Below are 14,611 nucleotides of genomic sequence, written 5' to 3' on the forward strand. Positions count from 1 at the left end.
TAGACCGTTTAACTCCGCTTAACTGCGCTAAATCCACCGCGACTGTCACGTCCCTATATGTCTTCCCGGTCACTACGGACGAGTGCGATGAACCACACGGCACACGGGGTGTCCACGCTGGGTAACGGTCCGATCGGCTCTCTGACGCCGGTTACCGTGGCGCAGCTGTCCCCCCACTGTGCCCCCTGCGACCGCGACCGCGACGTCCCCTGTGCGCGGTCGCGGCAGTCGGCGTGGACACGCCAATCTCGCCAGCGCGCGCATGGAGCGCCGCCGTGTGGCTCGTCGCGACGGGACGACCACGGACAGCGCGACAGAGGCACGGCACACGCCGCCCGCCGACCGGACGACCCACTCCTCCGGCACGCGGCGGCGACACGGTTCGGGCGGGGCGGCCCCTTCGCTCCCGCCTCCCCTCGCGCTGTCCGACCACTCCCTTCGGCCGCGGTCGGACAACCACGTCGACCGCGACCACGCAGAGGCAACGGCCGGTGTCGAGCAACACCGCCGACGCAGCACCCCCACGCCTGCTCGGCCGTGTCGACACCCGCCAGTCCGACTCACGTCGGTCCGGTGATCGTCGTCCCGTCGGATGGGACGGTACCGAGCGTACCGTCACGACCGACGACGCGGTGACGCGACCGGGACACACCCACCCCTCGCTCCCACTCCGACACCACCCGTCCCGGTCGACGTCGCCGGTCGTCGACCCTTCTTTCCTTACGTAATGATTGCGTACTAAAGTGTATGGGAGAGTCAGACCCGTTAGCGAACATGCTATCTCAGGTGGAGCGTGCCCGCGAGTTCGTCGACGTCCCCGACGACGTCTACCCACAGCTCCGGACGCCGGAGCGGACGCTGAAGGTGAGCCTGCCGGTCCGCCGGGACGACGGGTCCGTCGAGGTGTTCGAGGGGTATCGCTGTCAGTACGACAGCGCGCGCGGCCCGTACAAGGGCGGAATCCGCTACCACCCGGCCGTCTCGATGGACGAGGTGACCGCGCTCGCCGGTTGGATGACGTGGAAGTCGGCCGTCGTCGACCTGCCGTTCGGCGGCGCGAAGGGGGGCGTCGTCTGTGACCCGGCGGAGTTGTCCGAGGGTGAACTGCGGCGGCTCACCCGCGCGTACACCGACGGCGTCCGCCGGGTCATCGGGCCGGACACCGACATCCCCGCGCCGGACGTGAACACCGACCCGCAGACGATGGCGTGGCTGATGGACACCTACTCGCGCTACGAGGACCACGCCGTCCCGGAGGTCGTCACGGGCAAACCCCTCGAAATCGGTGGGACGGAGGGGCGCGTCGAGGCGACCGGTCGCGGCATCACCATCGTCACCGAACGGACGTTCGACTACCTCGACACCAACCTCGACGGCGCGTCGGTCGCCATCCAGGGCTTCGGGAACGTCGGGAGTGTCGCCGCCCGTCTACTGGACGAGCGCGGGGCGGACGTCGTCGCCATCAGCGACGTCTCGGGCGGCGTCCACGACCCAGACGGACTTGACGTCCAGGCCCTCCTCGACCACGTCGATACGGCGGGGTACGTCGAGGGCTTCGAGACCGTGGCTGCCGGCGCCGACGCCGTCACCAACGAACAACTCCTCACGGAGGACGTCGACGTGCTCGTCCCGGCGGCCATCGAGGACGTGATCACCGAGGAGATCGCCCGCGACCTCTCCGCGGACGTGGTCGTCGAGGCGGCCAACGGCCCGACGACGGCCGCCGGCGACGAGGTCCTCCGCCAGCGCGACGTCCCGGTCGTCCCGGACATCCTCGCGAACGCGGGCGGCGTCGTCGTCTCCCACCTCGAGTGGGTCCAGAACACCCAACAGTACTCGTGGTCGCGCGAGGAGGTGAACCGGGACCTCCGCCAGCGTCTCACGCGCGGGTTCGAGGACCTCCTCGACGTCTACGAGTCGCGCGACGTTCCCGATCTCCGGACGGCCGCCTACGTCGTCGCCCTCGACCGGGTCGCGGCGGCCCACGAGGTCCGTGGCCCACTGTGACCGGTCCGCGCGGTCACCGCTGTGTGTGGAGGAGCAGGAACGTGACCGCGATCAGGAACCCGAACCCCGCGAGCCCGAACCAGAGGCCGGCGACCTGTATCGACTCCCGCACGCGCGGGACGAAGAGCCACCCCAGGGTGAAGACGCCGGCGAGACAGAGACCGCTGACGTAGAGTTGAGTCAGCCGATAGACCGTTCTCCCGGTGTCCATATCGGTGACGTGTGAACCAGGTACCATAAATCCATCCCGTCGAACCTTCAACCTATATTAGCGCCCGCCGGTGAAGGAAAGGTATGCAACGCGTAGACGTAGCCGTCGTCGGCGGCGGTCCGGCGGGGTCGTCGGCCGCCCGCGCGGCTGCCGAGAACGGTGCGGACGTCGTGCTCTTCGAGAAGGGCGTCCCCCGTGCGGACCGAGAGGAACTCGGACCGGACTCCACCGACGCCGCCGGCTTCCTCGACTACTGGGTCGACATCGCACAACTCGACGTCGACGACCTCCCCGGCGGCGTCGTCCAGCAGGAACTCGACGGCGCGCGCTTCGTCGGGCCGTCCGACGATGTCTACATCGACCAGACGGGCGTCGAGTCCTCGCACGACGGGTTCGGCTTCACGTTCCAGCGGGCACGCTTCGACGACTACCTCCGCGGCCGCGCGGAGGACGCCGGCGCCGACTACCGCGTCGGCCGGAGCGTCACGAACGTCGAGACAGACCTCGACGGCGGTCACACCCACGTCGTGACCCTCGCGAACGGCGACGAGTTCGAGGCCGACTACCTGGTCCTCGCCGACGGTCCCCAGCGACAGGTGACGATGCGCGTCCTCGACGAGTACCTCGACGACGCCTCCCAGCGCCTCTCGCCGCCCGAGAACAACCACATCGCCTACCAGGAGTACCGCCGCTTCCCGGACGAGGTGTTCGAGGACCTGAAAGACGAGATCGTCTTCTGGTGGGGGTGGATGCCCGGCGAGACCGCCTACCCGTGGGTGTTCCCGAACGCGGACAACGTCTGTCGCGTCGGCCTGACCATGCCCATCGGGATGGACATCGACGACTTCGACAAGTCGGAGTGGCGCCTCCTCCGCGAGGAGGACGAGCGCATCCCCCAGGGGAAGGTCTACATCCGTCGCCTCCTCGAAGAGGTGTACGGCGACGAGTACGACGTCGAGGAGGACTTCCCCGTCGTCGACGAGGGCTACGGCAAGTCGAAGGGAACGGAGACGTACGCCATCTCCTCGACGCGGCCCATCGACTCCCCGACTGCCGCCGGTATCGCCGTCGTCGGCGGCGCGATGGGCACGACCTCGGCGTTCCACGAGGGCGGCGACCACGTCGCGATGCGGACGGGCGCGCTCGCCGGCGAGTTCGCCGCGGAGGGCACGCTCTCGAAGTACAACGACGCGTGGAAAGAGGCCATCGGCAAGGAGATTCTCCGCAACGTCGCGATGGCCGAGGTCGTCGAGGACTTCGTCCCGGAGGACTGGGACCGGACCTTCGGCGTCGTCGACCGGGCGCTCCGCGAGGCCGATTCCGGTTCGGTCATCAAGGCTGCCCGGTCGGTCGGTCTCGACGGACTCCGCCTCTACAAGGACTACAAGCAGGCGAAACTCCGCTTCCGGAAGGCCAAGTACGTCAAGATTCAGGAGTCTGAGTACTCCATCTGACGCCCCAGTTCCGGTCTCTCCTCACTCGCGTTCTGCCTGAAACGCCTCGACTTCCTCGCGCGTCGGGAGCGCCGCCATCGCCCCCGTGTCGGTCGTCGTCACGGCCGCGACGGCGTTCGCGAACGCCAGTACTTCCTCCGGACCGTCCCCGCGACAGAGTGCCGCGAGCGCCCCGCCGAGGAACGCGTCGCCCGCGCCCGTCGTATCCTCGGGGTCGACCGGGTACCCCTCGTGTTCGACCGCCGTCTCGCCCCACGGCGCGTCCTCGGCGGCGTGGAACGCCGACCCGGCGCCGCCGAGCGTCAGGAGCACCGTGTGTGGTCCCGCTTCGAGCAGCGCAGTCGCGAACGCCTCGGGGTCGTCGGGGTAGTCCGCGCGGGCGAAGTCCTCGGCGCTCGTCTTCACGACGTCGGCGAGTCCGAGCATCCGACTCACCACCTCGGCTTCGGTGTCGGCGTCGGCCCACAACTCCGGACGGCTGTTCGGGTCGAACACGACCTGACAGTCGTGCTCGCGGGCGCGCTCGACGAGGTCGAAGGTCGCCGTCCGCGCGGGGTCGGCCGCGAGCATCACGCCGCCGACGACGACCCACTCGACCTCGTCGAGCGTCTCGTCGGGGACGACGGTCGCGTCGACGTGCAGGTCGGCGGTGTCCTCCCGGTAGAAAGAGAACGAGCGGTCGGCGTCGACGTCGTGGGTGACGAACGCGAGTGCGGTCTGGTGGTCCTCGTCGCGCGTCACGAAGCGGTCGGGGACGCCGTAGTCGTCGAGCGTCGCGGAGAGGAAGTCGCCGAACGCGTCGGCCGCGAGGTTCGAGAGGAACCACGGCGTCTCCTCCAGTTGGGCGAGTGCGACCGCGACGTTCGCGGGGGCGCCGCCCGCGCGCCGGTCGAAGGTCTCTACCTCGGTCAGCGGGCCGACGCGGTTGGGAAGGAAGTCCACGAGCGTCTCGCCGGCGACGAGGACGGACGGAGTGTCGGACATACCCGGTGGTCGTCCCGCGGCACCGAAAGAGCTACGACACCTGCAACCACGTCGCTCACTCGAGGAGGGCCGCCAGCGCCTCCTGGCCCTCCGCGACGTCGGTCTCCGGGTCGTCGGGGTCGTCGTGTTCGTAGACCGCCCACTCGGCACCGATTTCGCGGGCCGCCTCCGCACAGGCGTCGAGGTCGACGTCGCCCTCGCCGAGTTGGACCGGCACGCCGTCGGCGGTGTCCTTGAAGTGGACGAGGTCGACTCGTTCGGGGACGCGTTCGAGCAACTCGACCGGGTCGGAACCGGCCGCGACGGCCCACCCGACGTCGAATTCGACGCCGACGTGGTCGTCTGTCTCTTGGAGGAGGCGGTCGAAGGCGGTCCCGTCTCCCGCTTCGCTCACGGGTCGTCCCTCCCCGTTCGCGCGGTCGTCGCTACTCCGTAGCGACTGGAACTCGTGGTCGTGGTTGTGGTACGAGAGGTCGACCCCGAGCGCCGACAGTTCCTCGGAGAGCGTCGTCAGCCGGTGGGCCGTCTCGTCGACCGCCGCGGCCGACGCGAACGCCTCCTCGGGGAGGTAGGGGACGACGGCACGCCCACAGTCGAGTTGCCCCAGGCGGTCCGCGACGACGTCCGGTTCGGTTTCGAGGGTCTCGGCGTCGACGTGTGCCGCGGCGACGTCGAGGTCGTGGGCCGCGAGTTCGAGCGAGAGGTCCCCGACTTCCTCCTCGTTCGGGACGCCCGCGAGTTCGACGGCGTCGAAGCCGGCCTCGCCCGCGAGTTCGACGCGGTCCGTGGTCGAGTCGCCGTACTCCCTGAGTGTGTAGAGTTGGATGGCGCTCCGCATACGTCGGCCCACGAATGGGCAGTAGAAGAAACCACCGTGCGGTGAGGGGGTTCACCGCTGCTCGTCACTCACGAGGGCGCCGGCGCAGGCGGCGACCGAGCGTCGCGGGCCCGGCATCGATATCTGGGAAACAGCCTCGATAACTCAGTTGTGTAGTCCACAGGCCGTGCTACTCGCCCGATAACTCGGCTATCGGCGCCATATCTCCACTATTGACGACGTTCGCGAGATATCTCACTCACTCCCGCGGGTCGACGTTCCCGAACTCGACGTCCACCGTCTCGCCGGGCGCGGCCCACGCGACGGCGTTCCGAATCACTCGCTGAATCTCCTCGTTCCGGTAGATGGGGTAGGTCTCGTGGCCCGGGCGGAAGTAGAAGACGCGCCCGGCACCGCGGCGGTAGGCACACCCCGAGCGGAACACCTCGCCGCCCTCGAACCACGAGGTGAAGACGAGGGCGTCGGGTTGGGGAACGTCGAAGCGCTCGCCGTACATCTCGGTCCGGTCGAGTTCGATAGCTTCGCCGACGCCGTCGGCGACCGGGTGACCCGGTTCGACGACCCAGAGGCGCTCGCGTTCGCCCTCTTCGCGCCACTTCAGCGAGCACGACGTGCCCATCAGCCGTTTGAACGGCTTCGAGTAGTGCGCGGAGTGGAGCGGGACGAACCCCATCCCCTCGTGAACCCGCTCGACGACGCGGTCGACGACGTCGTCGCGCACCTCGTCGTGGGCGGCGTGCCCCCACCAGAGGAGGACGTCGGTGTCGCCGAGGACCGCTTCGGTGAGACCGTGTTCGTCCTCGTCGAGCGTCGCGGTGCGGACGTCGTGGCCCGCGTCGGCGAGGAAATCGGCGAGGACCGCGTGGATGCCGTCGGGGTACACCTCGGCGACCTCCTCGTCTTCGCGCTCGTGGACGAACTCGTTCCAGACGGTGACCGAAACCATACCCGAACCTCGCAGAACGGGGAGAAAAAGGCAGTCGTTCCGCGCTCGCCCGCTACTCGACGGCGACCCACTCGCGGCGCTCGTCGCTCTCCTGGATCGCGTCGAGGACCTCCTGCACGCGCAGGCCGTCGGCGAACGAGGGGTGGTACGCCTCGTCCTCGGCGACGGCGGTGAGGAACTCGTAGTTCTCGTGGACGAAGGTGTGCTCCCACCCGAGGACGTGGCCGGGCGGCCACCAGTGCTCGCCGTAGGGGTCGTCCTCGTCGGTGACGAGGATGGTCTGGTACCCTCTGTCGCCCTCGCGGAGTACTTCGAGTTCGTTGAGGCGTTCGAGCGAGAACTTCAGGCTCCCCTTCGACCCGTGGACCTCGATGGTGTGGTCGTTCTTGTGACCGGCGGCGAACCGGGAGGCCTCGAAGGTTGCCATCGCGCCGTTCGCGAGTTCGGCCTGCGCGGAGAAGGCGTCGTCGACGGTGACCGCCTCGGTCTCTTCGGCCCCTTCCTCGACCGGGCGCTCGTCGACGAACGTCCGGAGGTGTCCCGACACCGAGACGACGTCGTCGACGAGGAACTGCACGAGGTCGACCGTGTGCGCGCCGAGGTCGCCGAGGACGCCGCTGCCGGCGAGTTCCTCGTCGAGACGCCAACTCCACGGCGCCTCGGGGTCGACCAGCCAGTCCTGTAGGTAACGCCCGCGGACCTGTCGAATCTCGCCGAGTTCGCCGTCGTCGATCAAGTTCTTCGCGTACTGGATGGCGGGGACGAATCGGTAGTTGAACGCCGCCACGGCGTGGGCGTCGCTCTCTTCGGCCGCGAGTTGCATCCGCTCGGCGCCGTCGAGCGTGGGCGCGAGCGGTTTCTCACAGAGGACGTGCGTGTCGGCTTCGAGCGCCGCGACCGAGGGTTCGACGTGGAGGAAGTTCGGCCCGAGGTTGTAGAAGACGTCTACCTCGTCGACGACGTCCTCCCACTCGGTCCTCGCGTGGTCGAAGCCGAGGCGCTCGCGGGCGTCGGTCAGGGCGTCCTCGTCCTGGCCGATCAGGGTGTGGCGGTTGACGTCCGGTGCGTCCGGGAAGAACATGGGGAGACGGTCGAGCGCGTTCGCGTGCGCCTCGCCCATGAACCGATAGCCGAGGAATGCGACGTCGAGTGTCATGTGTCGTGAGTGTCGTGTGTCGGTGGAGTGGTCGGGTGTCGGTTAGCCCAGTAGGCGTCGCCGGGTCGCGTCTCGAAGACGGCGCGCTGGAGCACGTCGACGGCCTTCTCCAGGCCCTCGCGGCTACTCGTGAGGGCGTCTTCGTGTTCGATGGAGAGGGCGCCGTCGTAGTCGACCATCCGGAGGGTCGAGACGACGTCCTTCCAGTGTTCCTCGCCGTGGCCGTAGCCGACGGAGCGGAAGAGCCACGAGCGCTCGGCGACCTCGTCGTAGCCGGCCATATCGAGGACGCCCTTCGTGCGTGCGTTCGCGTCGTACACTTTCGTGTCCTTGGCGTGCACGTGGTGGATGGCGTCCGCCTCCCCCAAGAAACGGATGGCGTCCGTGACGTCGATGTCCTGCCAGTAGAGGTGACTCGGGTCGAAGTTGGCGCCGACGCGCTCGTTGGTGGCTTCGCGGAGTTTCAGCATGCCGTGTGGCTCGTAGACGAGCATGTTCGGGTGCATCTCGATGGCGAGGTCGACGCCGTGGTCGGCGGCGTGCTCGGCGAGGTCCCGCCAGTAGGGGATGGCGACCTCCTCCCACTGGTACTCGTGGGCCTCGGCGTGTTCACCGGGCCACGGTGCGGTCACCCAGTTGGGGACCTCGTCGTCCGGTCCGCCGGCCGGGAGCCCCGAGAAGCAGGTGACGGTGTCGACGCCGAGTTGGTCGGCGAGGTGGACGGCCTCGCGGAGTTCGGTGTCGGCTTCCGCGGCACGCTCCTTGTCGGGGTGGAGCGGGTTGTTGTGCGTCGCGAGCGCGGAGACGCGGAGGTCGTGTTCGTCGAGCAGGTCGTGGAGTTCCTCCTGGACGGCCTCGTCGTCGAGGTAGGTCTCCCGCGGGAGGTGGTCCTCGCCGGGGAAGCCGCCACAGCCGAGTTCGACGGCGCCCACGCCGAGTCCCGAGAGGTAGTCGAGGGCGTCGTCGAGCGATTCGTCGCCGAGTGGAACGGTGAGTACGCCAACGTCCATGGTTAGAGCTGAATCGCGTGCCCCTCCTCGTCGGAGCGGTAGATGGCGTCGATGACGCGCTGGACTTCGAGGGCCTGTTCGACCGTGTTCCGATCGGGCGCCTCGCCCGCGCGCACGGCGTCGAAGAAGTACTCCTGCTCGCGCTCGTGGGTGTCCACCTCGCGGGTGTCGATCTCGGTGTCGCTGAAGTGGTTCGCGCCGACGTCGTTCACCTCGTGGATGGTGAGGTCGCCCGTCTCGCGGTCGAAGGTGGCACCGCCCTCGGTGCCCTGAATCACGAAGTCGTTGGTCGGCGGGCGGTTGGTCGCCCACGCGACTTCGAGGGAGATGGACTGGCCGTCGGCGGTGCGGACGAACGCCGTCGCGTGGTCGTCGACGGAGAACTCGATCTCTTCTGCGTCCTCGCCCCACATCTCCAGGAACGTGTAGTCCTCGCGCCCGCCGAACTCCGAGCGCGTCTCGCCGGTGACCTCGGTGATCTCGGGGAAGTCGAGGAAGTGGAGCGCGAGGTCGATGGCGTGGACGCCGATGTCGAGGAGCGCGCCCCCACCAGAGACCTCCTTCGTCGTGAACCACCCGCCGCGACCGGGGACGCCCCGGCGGCGGACGTAGTTCGCCTCGACGTGCGTGATGTCGCCGAAGCGCCCCTCCTCCTGGTAGGCCTCGAACACCTCGGCGCCGGGGTTGAATCGGTTGTTGAACCCGACCATGCAGAAGCCGTCGGCCGACTCGGCGGCCTCGGCGATGCGTTCTGCACTCTCCAGCGTGTTCGCGAGGGGTTTCTCCAGCAGGACGTCGACGCCCGACTCCAGCGCCTCGACGGCGTACTGCTCGTGGAACTTGTTCGGCGTCGTGACGACGACCGCGTCGACGTCCGCCTCGTACAGTTCCTCGTAGGTGCCGAACGTGGGCACGTCGTACTCGTCTTCGAAGCGTTCGCGTGCCTCGTCGACGACGTCGACGCCGCCGACGAGCGTCTCGCCGAGGTCCGTGAGTCGCTCCGCGTGGTGGTGACCGATGCCACCGAGACCCACGATACCGACGCGGACTGGTGACTGTGGCTGTTGACTCATACCAATATTCACTCGGAAGTGGGTTGTAACGCTTTCCCTTCCTCGCCGACGGCCTGAGCGCCCAGAAGAGCGGAAGAAGTCCACAGGGACGAGTGTCGCGACGTCCGTCAGTCGCTGCTCGCGGCCCGACCGGTGTCGCTCGTCACGCCGGTCTGGTCACCGACGACGGTGTGCGTAATCGCCTGACCCGTCTCCGAGTCGAAGAGGTGGACGTTGCGCTGGTCGAGCACGACGGACACCTGCGTGTCCTCCGCGATCTCCGAGTCCGGGTCGACCGACATCAACAACTGGTCAGCCGTCCCCTCCGCGCCGCTCATCGCGCGTTCGGCCTCCTCGGGACTCTCGCTGGTCCGGAGGTAGACGAAAATCTCGTCGCCCATCGGTTCGAGGACGTCCGTCCACGCGGTCAGCGGGACGCTCGGGTTCTCGACCTCGTCGTCGGCCGTCCGCTCGAGGTAGACGTCCTCGGGGCGGACGCCGAGGGTGACGCGGTCGCCGGGTTCTGCGCCGACGTCCGCGGGAGCGAAGGAGACCTCGACGTCGAGGTCGTCCGCGACGAACCCGTTCTCCGTGAGTTCGCCGTCGACGAAGTTCATCGAGGGACTCCCGATGAAACTCGCGACGAAGAGGTTCGCGGGTTCGTTGTAGCAGGTCAGCGGCGGGGCGATCTGCTGGAGTTCGCCCGTGTCGAGGACCGCGATGCGGTCGGACATCGTCATCGCCTCGGCCTGGTTGTGCGTGACGTAGATGATCGTGGTGTCCAGTTTCTTGTGGAGGCGCTGGAGTTCCGTCCGCATGTTCACCCGGAGTTTCGCGTCCAGGTTCGCGAGCGGTTCGTCCATCAGGAACACGTCCGGTTCCCGGACGATCGCGCGGGCGATGGCGACGCGCTGGCGCTGCCCACCGGAGAGTTCGTCCGGCATCCGGTCGAGCATCCCCTCCAGTTGGACGATGTCGGCGGCCTCCTCGACTCGGCGGTCCATCTCCTCCTGCGGGAAGTCACGCAGTCGGAGACCGAAGGAGATGTTGTCGTACACGTCCATGTGCGGGAACAGCGCGATGTTCTGGAAGACCATCGCGATACCTCGGTCCTTCGGCGGGAGGTTCGTCACCTCGCGGTCGCCGATCAGGATCTCGCCCGACGTGGGCTTCGTCAGTCCCGCGATCGTTTCGAGGGTGGTCGACTTCCCGCACCCCGAGGGACCGACGAGCGTGATGAACTCGCCGTCCTTCAGGTCGAGGTTCATGTTGTCGACTGCGACTACGTCGTCGTACCGCTTTACAACGTCTGTGAGTTGTACTCGTGCCATAGTTAGTTACTCCTTGAGTGCCCCCTGCGTGAGGCCGCTGATGATCTTTTCCTGTGCGAAGACGACGAGTATCGCGACCGGGATGATCGCTACGAGACTCGCTGCCGCCTGGAGGTCGTAGCGGGTGGTGTACTGCGACTGGAACGCGAGGACCCCGTTGACCACCGGTGCCCACTCCGCGGCGCTGTTGCCGGTCATCAGGTAGGAGAAGAAGAACTCTGTGTACACCGTGATGAAGGTGAGGATGCCGGCGGTCGCGACGCCGGGCGCCGACAGCGGCATGATCACTCGGAACAGCGCGCCGAGTCGGGTCGTCCCCTCGACCCGTGCCGCGTCTTCGAGACCGTCCGGAATCTGACTGTAGAAGGTCGTCAGGATGAAGATCGCCAGGGGCATCGTGAACGCACTGAGCGGCGCGATGACTGCGCCCGGCGTCCCGTAGATCTCCACCGGGAGCATGAACAACCCGAGCATCTCGACCTGCTGGTTGAACGCCCGGAAGAGCGGGAGGAACAGCGTCGCCGGGGGGAAGAAGCTCAGGACCAGCAGCGAGAAGAGCAGCGGCGTCTTCCCGCGGAACTCGAGTCGACCGAAGGCGTAGCCCGCGAGGCTCCCGATGAGGAGCACGACGATCGTCACCGTGGTCGCGTAGAAGAGGCTGTTGAACATGAAGCGTGCGAACGGGACCTTCTGGAAGATCACGACGAACGCCGACAGGTCGATCGTCGTCGGGATCAGGGGGATGTTGGTCTGTCCCGGCGGGGCCATCGCGACCACGAACAGCCAGTAGAGCGGGAACAGCGACGTCGTCAGTAGGACGCCGCCGAGGAACACCGTCATGACGGCGTAGGCCTTCTCCGGGTGACGTAGCCAGTCGTCGGCCCACCGGCTGATGGGCGAGTTCGGTCCGTCGTCGCCGCCCTCGCTGGCGCCACCGCCCGTGCTTCCGTCTCGTTCGTCGTACGTTTCGGCGTCGTCGTGATTGCGTGCGTCGATACTCATACTACGCTATCCCCAGACTCTGGTTGCTCCACCTGATGAACAGGAGGTAGATCGAGATGAACAGTCCAACGACGATCGCGATGAGGACGCTCGCGGCCGCCGCCGAGCCGTACATCGACGCCGAGCCGAACATCAACTGCACGACCAGACAACTCATCGAAGGAACGGTCGTACAGCCGACGCCGGTGGCCTCGATGATGCCGTAGACCCGCAGTGCACCCATCGTCCGGAAGAGCATCGCGACCATCAGGACCGGGAACACGAGCGGGAACGTGATGTATCGGAACCGCTGCCACCGGGTGGCGCCCATCACGTCGGCCACTTCGTACAGGTCCTGGTTGACGCTCTCCAGGCCGGCCAGGATCAACAGCCCCATGAACGCCGAGGTCTTCCAGATGTCGGCGACCGTCACGATGACGAAGCCGTCGAACGTCGTGTTGAGCGGCAGACTCGAGAAGATCCCGAGGTTCTGGAGCGGTTCGGTCAGGAGTCCGTACCCCGGCCGGAACATCAGGAAGAAGATCATCCCCTGGATGACGATGGGAATCGCCCACGGGAGGATGATGAGCACCCGGACGAGTTTCCGGCCCTTGTACTCACCCTTCATCAACATCGCGTAGAGGAACCCGAGCAGGGTCTCTCCCGCGACGCTCAGGATGGCGAACAGCAGCGTCATGAACAGGGCCTGTTCGAGGATCGGGACCTGGAACGACGGGTCTAGGAACGCCGCCGGCGCGAGCGCGTTGCTGTTCGTGAGGAGCTGTACGTAGTTCTTGAGACCGACGAACTCGCCGAGTTGTCCGCCGCCGGTGATGACGTCGGCGAAGAACGACATCCTGAACGCGGAGGCCAGTGGCCAGAACGCGAACAGCAACAGGACGACGAATCCCGGCGTCAACAGGAGATACGCGTACGTCTCTTCGCTCAAGTTCTCGGTCCAAGTTCCGATGCGCGTGAACAGCCCGGAGCGTCGTGACTGGCCCTGGTCAACTGCCACGACGAACGACACCCCCTGCTGTCACCGCTCGTGGTTGTAGCGCTGACATACTGTGTAGTGTGGTAACGAGATTGGTTAGCATTGTCGTACCCCTGTGACCGGTGGTGCCGCTCCCGGCGGACCCGGAGAGAGCGGCACGCACCATCACCCTGCCTGCTCCTCGATGGCCTCGATCTTCTCCTGCATCGCCTTCGCCGCTTCTTGTGGCGACTTCTTCTTGCGGAGCGCGGCGTTGACCTCGGAGGCGACGATCGTCCGCTGGCTCGGCCAGACCGACGTCGTCGGCCGCGGGATCAGGTTCTGCGCGGAGAACTTGAGCGGCTCGAAGTACGGGCCGTACGTCTCGCTCTGCTGGACGTAGCTGTACAGCGACGGCTTCGGCGGCATGAAGTTCGCCGCGTCGAACTGGTGTTTGAGGAAGGAGTCGGACCACCAGGCCTTGATGACCTCCTTGGCGGACTCCTTGTTGTCGCTGTAGGGGTTCATGGAGAGGAGCCACCCGCCCTGTGCGTGCCAGGACCCGTTCGGTCCCTTCGGCAGGGGCATCACGCCGAGTTCCATGTCCGTCCCCTCGAACTTGCTCGCGGCGCCGCCGATGGCGTAGGTCCAGTTGCGCTGGGTGACCGCGTTCCCGCTCTCGAAGATTGACTTCGTGTCGGGTTCGATCCACCCGGCGACCTCCTGCGGGGAGACGGCCGTGATGTCCGTCGGCGCGAGCCCCTCGCCGTGGATCAGGTCGACCGCGACCTCGATCCCGTCGGTGGACTTCTCGCTGCCGATGGTGACCGGCCGTTCGCCGATCGGGCCGAAGAGGTTCTCCTGACTGCCGAAGAACGCCCCGCCCATACTCGTCAGGAACTCGTTGAACGTACAGCACGCCAGGCCGACGTAGTTGTCACCCTGCCAGACGTGGCCGTACTTCGCGTCGGCGTTCTCGTGGGCCTTGGAGACGGCCTCCGTGAACTCGGACCACGACGGCGGGTTGCTCTGCCAGGTCTCGAAGTCCGAGTCGGTGTAGCCCGCCGCCCGGAACAGGTCCTTGCGGTACTGGATGGTCGGGAAGTCCGGGAACGCCGGAATCGAGTACAGGTCGCCGGTCTTCGGGTGCATACCGGTCTCGATCATCGACTGGACGCCCTCGTCTTTGACCTGGGAGATGAACTCGTCGGACATCTCCTTCTCCAGGTTGACGAGGTCGCCGCGGGCGATGAACGGAATCGTCCACCCGTTGTCCGTCAACACCAGGTCCGGGTCCGTCGACTTCGCGTTGATCGCGGTCCGGAGTTGCTGTTGTTTACTCCCGCTCTGCTGTGGCGGACGAACCATCTCGATGGTGATCGAGTCGGGGACACCCGCCTCGTGTAGTGCTTCGGGCATCCCGGCGTCGACGTACTGTGGACCCGAGAAGACGGTGACCTTCCCGCCGATCCCGTCGCCGCCCGTTCCCGTCGTCGTCCCGTTGGAGTTCCCCCCGGAACATCCTGCGAGACCGGCGGCCCCCACTGCACCCGCACCGGCGAGGTAACGCCGTCTCGAAACTGACCCCTTCGTTCGACTGTCTTGCTCTTCCGCCATGGGTAGTGGTACATTGACACAGTGGAATAAATAATTTAGGATTTTACT

At 66.9% G+C, this 14,611-nt stretch carries 13 protein-coding genes; 2 read left to right on the plus strand and 11 right to left on the minus strand.

Annotation, left to right across the window (positions count from 1 at the left end):
• Positions 1-774: 774 nt before the first annotated feature.
• Positions 775-2,007 carry a Glu/Leu/Phe/Val family dehydrogenase gene (locus P0Y33_RS07775; RefSeq protein ID WP_279529971.1) on the plus strand — a complete coding sequence of 411 codons (1,233 nt, stop codon included), beginning with the start codon at positions 775-777 and terminating at the stop codon, positions 2,005-2,007.
• Positions 2,008-2,020: 13 nt separating this feature from the next.
• Here P0Y33_RS07775 and P0Y33_RS07780 read toward each other — a convergent pair whose 3' ends face one another.
• The gene (locus tag P0Y33_RS07780; RefSeq protein WP_279529972.1) at positions 2,021-2,218 is read right to left on the minus strand and encodes a hypothetical protein; all 198 of its coding nucleotides are present in this window, start codon (positions 2,216-2,218) and stop codon (positions 2,021-2,023) included.
• 83 nt (positions 2,219-2,301) lie between these two features.
• Here P0Y33_RS07780 and P0Y33_RS07785 point away from each other — a divergent pair, with 83 nt between their 5' ends.
• On the plus strand, positions 2,302-3,672 hold the full coding sequence (locus tag P0Y33_RS07785; RefSeq protein WP_279529973.1) for an NAD(P)/FAD-dependent oxidoreductase: 1,371 nt from the start codon (positions 2,302-2,304) through the stop codon (positions 3,670-3,672).
• Positions 3,673-3,693: 21 nt separating this feature from the next.
• On the opposite strand, the gene P0Y33_RS07790 is transcribed toward P0Y33_RS07785, so the two are convergent.
• The 10 genes from P0Y33_RS07790 to P0Y33_RS07835 form a co-directional block, all read right to left on the minus strand.
• On the minus strand, positions 3,694-4,656 hold the full coding sequence (locus P0Y33_RS07790) for a carbohydrate kinase family protein (RefSeq protein WP_279529974.1): 963 nt from the start codon (positions 4,654-4,656) through the stop codon (positions 3,694-3,696).
• 55 nt (positions 4,657-4,711) lie between these two features.
• Positions 4,712-5,494 carry a sugar phosphate isomerase/epimerase family protein gene (locus P0Y33_RS07795; RefSeq protein ID WP_279529975.1) on the minus strand — a complete coding sequence of 261 codons (783 nt, stop codon included), beginning with the start codon at positions 5,492-5,494 and terminating at the stop codon, positions 4,712-4,714.
• A 238-nt stretch (positions 5,495-5,732) separates the two neighbouring features.
• A complete protein-coding gene (locus tag P0Y33_RS07800) occupies positions 5,733-6,440 on the minus strand; it encodes a ThuA domain-containing protein (RefSeq protein ID WP_279529976.1) in 708 nt (235 codons plus the stop codon).
• Positions 6,441-6,492: 52 nt separating this feature from the next.
• Positions 6,493-7,596: a Gfo/Idh/MocA family protein gene (locus P0Y33_RS07805; RefSeq protein ID WP_279529977.1), complete on the minus strand. Its 1,104-nt coding sequence runs from the start codon at positions 7,594-7,596 to the stop codon at positions 6,493-6,495.
• Entirely contained in the window at positions 7,593-8,606 is a 1,014-nt protein-coding gene (locus P0Y33_RS07810; protein WP_279529978.1) for a sugar phosphate isomerase/epimerase family protein, read from the minus strand. The genes P0Y33_RS07805 and P0Y33_RS07810 overlap by 4 nt, the downstream gene beginning before the upstream one ends.
• A gap of 2 nt (positions 8,607-8,608) precedes the next feature.
• Positions 8,609-9,679 carry a Gfo/Idh/MocA family protein gene (locus P0Y33_RS07815; RefSeq protein ID WP_279529979.1) on the minus strand — a complete coding sequence of 357 codons (1,071 nt, stop codon included), beginning with the start codon at positions 9,677-9,679 and terminating at the stop codon, positions 8,609-8,611.
• A 107-nt stretch (positions 9,680-9,786) separates the two neighbouring features.
• Positions 9,787-10,989 (minus strand): ABC transporter ATP-binding protein, encoded by a 1,203-nt coding sequence (locus P0Y33_RS07820; RefSeq protein WP_279529980.1) that lies wholly within the window; start codon positions 10,987-10,989, stop codon positions 9,787-9,789.
• 6 nt (positions 10,990-10,995) lie between these two features.
• Entirely contained in the window at positions 10,996-11,991 is a 996-nt protein-coding gene (locus tag P0Y33_RS07825; protein WP_279529981.1) for a carbohydrate ABC transporter permease, read from the minus strand.
• Position 11,992: 1 nt separating this feature from the next.
• Positions 11,993-12,988 carry a carbohydrate ABC transporter permease gene (locus P0Y33_RS07830; RefSeq protein ID WP_279529982.1) on the minus strand — a complete coding sequence of 332 codons (996 nt, stop codon included), beginning with the start codon at positions 12,986-12,988 and terminating at the stop codon, positions 11,993-11,995.
• Between the two features lie 144 nt (positions 12,989-13,132).
• The gene (locus P0Y33_RS07835; protein ID WP_279529983.1) at positions 13,133-14,563 is read right to left on the minus strand and encodes an extracellular solute-binding protein; all 1,431 of its coding nucleotides are present in this window, start codon (positions 14,561-14,563) and stop codon (positions 13,133-13,135) included.
• Between the last annotated feature and the right edge of the window lie 48 nt (positions 14,564-14,611).

This window comes from Halospeciosus flavus (assembly GCF_029814175.1).
GTDB lineage: Archaea > Halobacteriota > Halobacteria > Halobacteriales > Halobacteriaceae > Halospeciosus > Halospeciosus flavus.

What these genes read in the sequence shown, in the direction of transcription:
- P0Y33_RS07775 (WP_279529971.1), top strand. Translation starts at nt 775, where the DNA reads ATGCTATCTCAGGTGGAGCGTGCCCGCGAGTTCGTCGACGTCCCCGAC.
- P0Y33_RS07805 (WP_279529977.1), bottom strand. Translation starts at nt 7,596, where the DNA reads ATGACACTCGACGTCGCATTCCTCGGCTATCGGTTCATGGGCGAGGCG.
- P0Y33_RS07825 (WP_279529981.1), bottom strand. Translation starts at nt 11,991, where the DNA reads ATGAGTATCGACGCACGCAATCACGACGACGCCGAAACGTACGACGAA.
- P0Y33_RS07795 (WP_279529975.1), bottom strand. Translation starts at nt 5,494, where the DNA reads ATGCGGAGCGCCATCCAACTCTACACACTCAGGGAGTACGGCGACTCG.
- P0Y33_RS07790 (WP_279529974.1), bottom strand. Translation starts at nt 4,656, where the DNA reads ATGTCCGACACTCCGTCCGTCCTCGTCGCCGGCGAGACGCTCGTGGAC.
- P0Y33_RS07780 (WP_279529972.1), bottom strand. Translation starts at nt 2,218, where the DNA reads ATGGACACCGGGAGAACGGTCTATCGGCTGACTCAACTCTACGTCAGC.
- P0Y33_RS07785 (WP_279529973.1), top strand. Translation starts at nt 2,302, where the DNA reads ATGCAACGCGTAGACGTAGCCGTCGTCGGCGGCGGTCCGGCGGGGTCG.
- P0Y33_RS07835 (WP_279529983.1), bottom strand. Translation starts at nt 14,563, where the DNA reads ATGGCGGAAGAGCAAGACAGTCGAACGAAGGGGTCAGTTTCGAGACGG.
- P0Y33_RS07820 (WP_279529980.1), bottom strand. Translation starts at nt 10,989, where the DNA reads ATGGCACGAGTACAACTCACAGACGTTGTAAAGCGGTACGACGACGTA.
- P0Y33_RS07800 (WP_279529976.1), bottom strand. Translation starts at nt 6,440, where the DNA reads ATGGTTTCGGTCACCGTCTGGAACGAGTTCGTCCACGAGCGCGAAGAC.
- P0Y33_RS07815 (WP_279529979.1), bottom strand. Translation starts at nt 9,679, where the DNA reads ATGAGTCAACAGCCACAGTCACCAGTCCGCGTCGGTATCGTGGGTCTC.
- P0Y33_RS07810 (WP_279529978.1), bottom strand. Translation starts at nt 8,606, where the DNA reads ATGGACGTTGGCGTACTCACCGTTCCACTCGGCGACGAATCGCTCGAC.